Raw genomic sequence first — 3,511 nt, 5'->3', positions numbered from 1 at the left:
CCGGGGAGGGCGGTATTTTCGGGACCCACGACATCCGCATTACCCAGCCGATTGTCGCCGACTACAGGGCGCGCGGCCACGACGTCCATGGTCCCGTTCCGGGCGATACCGTCTTCGTGAAAATGCGCGGCGGCGCCTATGACGCGGTCGTGGCCATGTACCACGATCAAGGCCATATTCCGGTGAAGCTGCTTGGCTTCCAGATCGACCCGCAGACCGGTGAATGGCTTGGCCTGAGCGGCGTCAACATCACGCTCGGCCTGCCGATCGCGCGGACCTCCGTCGACCACGGGACCGCTTTCGACATCGCCGGCCGCGGGATCGCCCGCGAAAGCAGCCTCATAGAGGCGATCGACTACGCCTTGTCGCTGACCACGGAGAACGCTGCGTGAACCGTAGCCCCGACGGGCGCGGGCTTGGCAAGCCGGATGTCCTGATCGTCGCGGACGACATCACCGGTGCGCTCGACACGGCCGGCTATTTCGCGAGTCCAGAAAAACCGGTGAAGGTCTGGCTCGACCTGCCGCCGGGCCTCTCCGGCTGCAACGCCATTGATCTCGACAGCCGGGACTTAGGGGAACGAGCGGCATACGATCGTGTCACAGGCGTTTTTGCCGATCGCAAAGCGGGCGCACGGTCGCTGTCGTTCAAGAAAATCGATAGCGTCATGCGTGGACACCCTGTCGCAGAGTCGGTTGCGGCCTTTCGCGCCGGACGGTTTAGGCGTGCCCTTTTCGCCCCTGCTTTTCCGGCGTTGGGCCGGGCAACAGTCAACGGCCGGCAGCACGTAGTATCGCAGGATGGGATAACACCCGTCGGTCCGGCACTTGTCGATGCATTATTGGGCCACGGGGTTCCGGCTGCCATGATCGGCGAGGCCTGCGCAAGCGAGGGATTTTTTGTCGCCGATGCGTCAAGCGATGCCGAGCTTGCGGCGGCGATTGCAGCCTTTGGAGTGGATAGCGAGGATCTTTATGTCGGCTCAGGTGGATTGGCCTCCATGCTCGCTGGAAGTCGGACGGCCCACCTTCGGCCACAGGCACTCGATCTCGCCATCTGCGGCACGAACCATCCGGTTGCTTTGCGCCAGGTCGCAGCGGTCAGCGGGCTGAAGACCGTCGTGATGGACGGCTCCAGTCCCATGCCTCTCGAACCACCGTTTGTTTTGCTCGCGCCCTCCCACGCTGCTTCGGAATCCCAGGCGCGCCTTGCCATCGAGCGATCGCTCATCCAGCTTGTGGCCAGGCTGCCGACGCCGCGTTCTGTCTTGGTGACAGGCGGGTCGACGCTGCGGCTGCTGGCAGGCATCTGCGGAGCCAGCCATTTCTTGTGCGAGGGACTCTACGAGCCCGGCGTGGCGGTCAGCAGGATGGTGTCGGCCACATGGAATGGCGCTGTCATCGTCTCCAAGTCAGGCGGGTTCGGGAGCGACGATCTTCTCGCTCACTTGGTATTTCCAGATGGACGAAATCGTCTACCGTAGGGCGCGTCAGGTCCGTTCGCTTTTACGATGCTGTTTCGACCTTTGCCGCCCGCGTCGCGATAGGCGGCCTTGAAGCACTAGCTGACGATCAATCTCCTCGCGTGGTATCGACATTTCACGGCGGCCAGATATCGCTGCCCAGATCTCGCTGCCAGCGTGGACCGGATGTCGCCGCAGCATACCAAGAAGGACGGTGCTCTTTGACAATCTTCCCCTTCACCGAAGCCACCTCGATCCAGTTCCAGCAGCCCCTGCCGAAGACTTCGGACGTCGTGATCATCGGCGGCGGGGTCATTGGCGTGAGCACGGCACTGTTCCTGGCGCGACGGAACGTCTCGGTGACGCTGCTGGAAAAGGGCCGCATCGCCGCCGAGCAATCCTCGCGCAATTGGGGCTGGATCCGGCAGCAGGGCCGCGATGCCGACGAACTGCCGATCGTCATCGAAGCGCAGCGCCTCTGGCGGCAACTGGCGCAGGAGTGTGGCGAGGACATAGGACTGAAGCAGACGGGCGTCACCTATCTTGCGCGGACGGACAAGGAGATGGCCGGTTTCGCGAAATTCCTGACGATCGCCCAGGCTCATGGCGTCGACACGCGTCTCCTCGACCAAGGTGAGTTGGCAAGCCTGATCCCGGCCATGGCGCTACCGTTCAAAGGCGCAATGATCACCCCGTCGGACATGCGCGCCGAACCTTGGGTCGCCGTGCCCGCGCTTGCGCGCCTGGCGGCCCGCGAAGGCGTGACGATCATCGAGAATTGCGCGGCACGTATGCTCGACATCTCCGGGGGTCGCACCAGTGGCGTCTGGACCGAGAAAGGGCTCATCGCGACCTCGAGCGTCCTCGTCGCCAGCGGCGCGTGGACGTCGCTCTTCCTGCGCGCCCATGGCATCTCGATTCCGCAGCTCAGCGTCAGGGCGACCGTCGCCGCGACAGCACCGATGGCGGAAATCCACGCCGGTGCCGCCGCGGATGAACGCATCGCTTTCCGACGCAGGCAGGATGGCGGGTATACGCTCGCATCGGGAGGCAGTAGCCAACTCTACATAGGGCCGGACGCATTTCGCCATGCGGGCAAATATATCAGCGCCCTGATGGCCAATCCCTTCGGCACACGCTACCTGCCGGCCGCGCCGCGAGGATACCCGGATGGCTGGTCGACGCCGCGCAGATGGAACGCGGATGAAGAAAGCCCTTTCGAACGGATGCGGGTCCTCAATCCCGCTCCCGAGACGTCGGCGCTTCGCGCCATCGACCGCGGGTTCAGGGAACTGTTCCCTCAGTTCACGACTGTGCCGATCAAGGCGAGCTGGGCGGGCATGATCGATGCGATGCCTGATGTCGTGCCCATCGTCGATCGCGCCGCTGCGATCCCAGGTCTCGTCATAGCGACCGGGATGAGTGGTCACGGCTTCGGCATCGGACCCGGCATCGGCCGTGTGCTGTCCGACCTCGTCCAAGGCAACGAGACCGGGCACAATCTCTACAGGTTCCGTCAATCCCGTTTCAGCGACGGCAGTCCGATCCGATTGGGGCCATCGCTGTAAGCGTTCCTGCCGCCCGCCAGGCCATCCGCTCTGGCCTTGAAGTGCCGGACGAGGATCTCAGGTGCCGCATGCCCCGGCGTAGGCCTCGATGCTCCGCCGGACGTGACCGATCGCGATCTCCTCGACGTCGCAGGCGCGGCCAGCCCATGTGACTGCAGAAGGCAGGTGCTGGAGAAACAGCGTCACCGGCACCTTGCGGCCGTTCAACGTATCGAAGAGACGGTTGCAGGCGGCACGGGCTTGCGGGATCGCCCAATAATATCGGATGCGATCGGAATAGGAGTAGTGGCGCAGCGTCCGCTTGTCGGCATCGCTTCCATGATAGTGGCTTGCCCAATTCTTGGGGGTGGCTTGCATCTGCTCTTCCATGGCGTGGTAAAGTGGCCGCTCGCCATAGCCAGGCACCAGGTCGGAAGCGATCAGGTCGAGCGCGTACAGCGCCTCGCGCAGCTTGAAGGTCAGCTCGGGGCCGACCTTGAGG

4 protein-coding genes are annotated in these 3,511 nt (G+C 63.9%); 3 read left to right on the top strand and 1 reads right to left on the bottom strand.

From position 1 onward, the window contains the following. From EN984_RS26995 to EN984_RS26985, 3 genes are all read left to right on the top strand, one after another. A partial coding sequence (locus EN984_RS26995; protein WP_164765670.1) for a 4-hydroxythreonine-4-phosphate dehydrogenase PdxA occupies window positions 1-392 on the top strand: 392 nt, incomplete at its 5' end. After that, window positions 389-1,483, top strand: coding sequence for a four-carbon acid sugar kinase family protein (locus tag EN984_RS26990; protein ID WP_127271657.1), 1,095 nt, complete (start codon window positions 389-391; stop codon window positions 1,481-1,483). The genes EN984_RS26995 and EN984_RS26990, both read left to right, overlap by 4 nt. A gap of 200 nt (window positions 1,484-1,683) precedes the next feature. Further along, window positions 1,684-3,030, top strand: a complete 1,347-nt coding sequence (locus EN984_RS26985; protein ID WP_127271655.1) for an FAD-binding oxidoreductase — start codon at window positions 1,684-1,686, stop codon at window positions 3,028-3,030. A gap of 57 nt (window positions 3,031-3,087) precedes the next feature. Here EN984_RS26985 and EN984_RS26980 read toward each other — a convergent pair. Continuing rightward, the coding region (locus EN984_RS26980) for a class II D-tagatose-bisphosphate aldolase, non-catalytic subunit (RefSeq protein ID WP_164765669.1) at window positions 3,088-3,511 on the bottom strand (424 nt) is incomplete at its 5' end.

The sequence above is a fragment of the Mesorhizobium sp. M7A.F.Ca.CA.004.12.1.1 genome (genome assembly GCF_003997835.1).
Lineage (GTDB): Bacteria > Pseudomonadota > Alphaproteobacteria > Rhizobiales > Rhizobiaceae > Mesorhizobium.
Note: the sequence above shows the minus strand (reverse complement) of the source record. Positions and strands in the feature narration are given on the sequence as shown.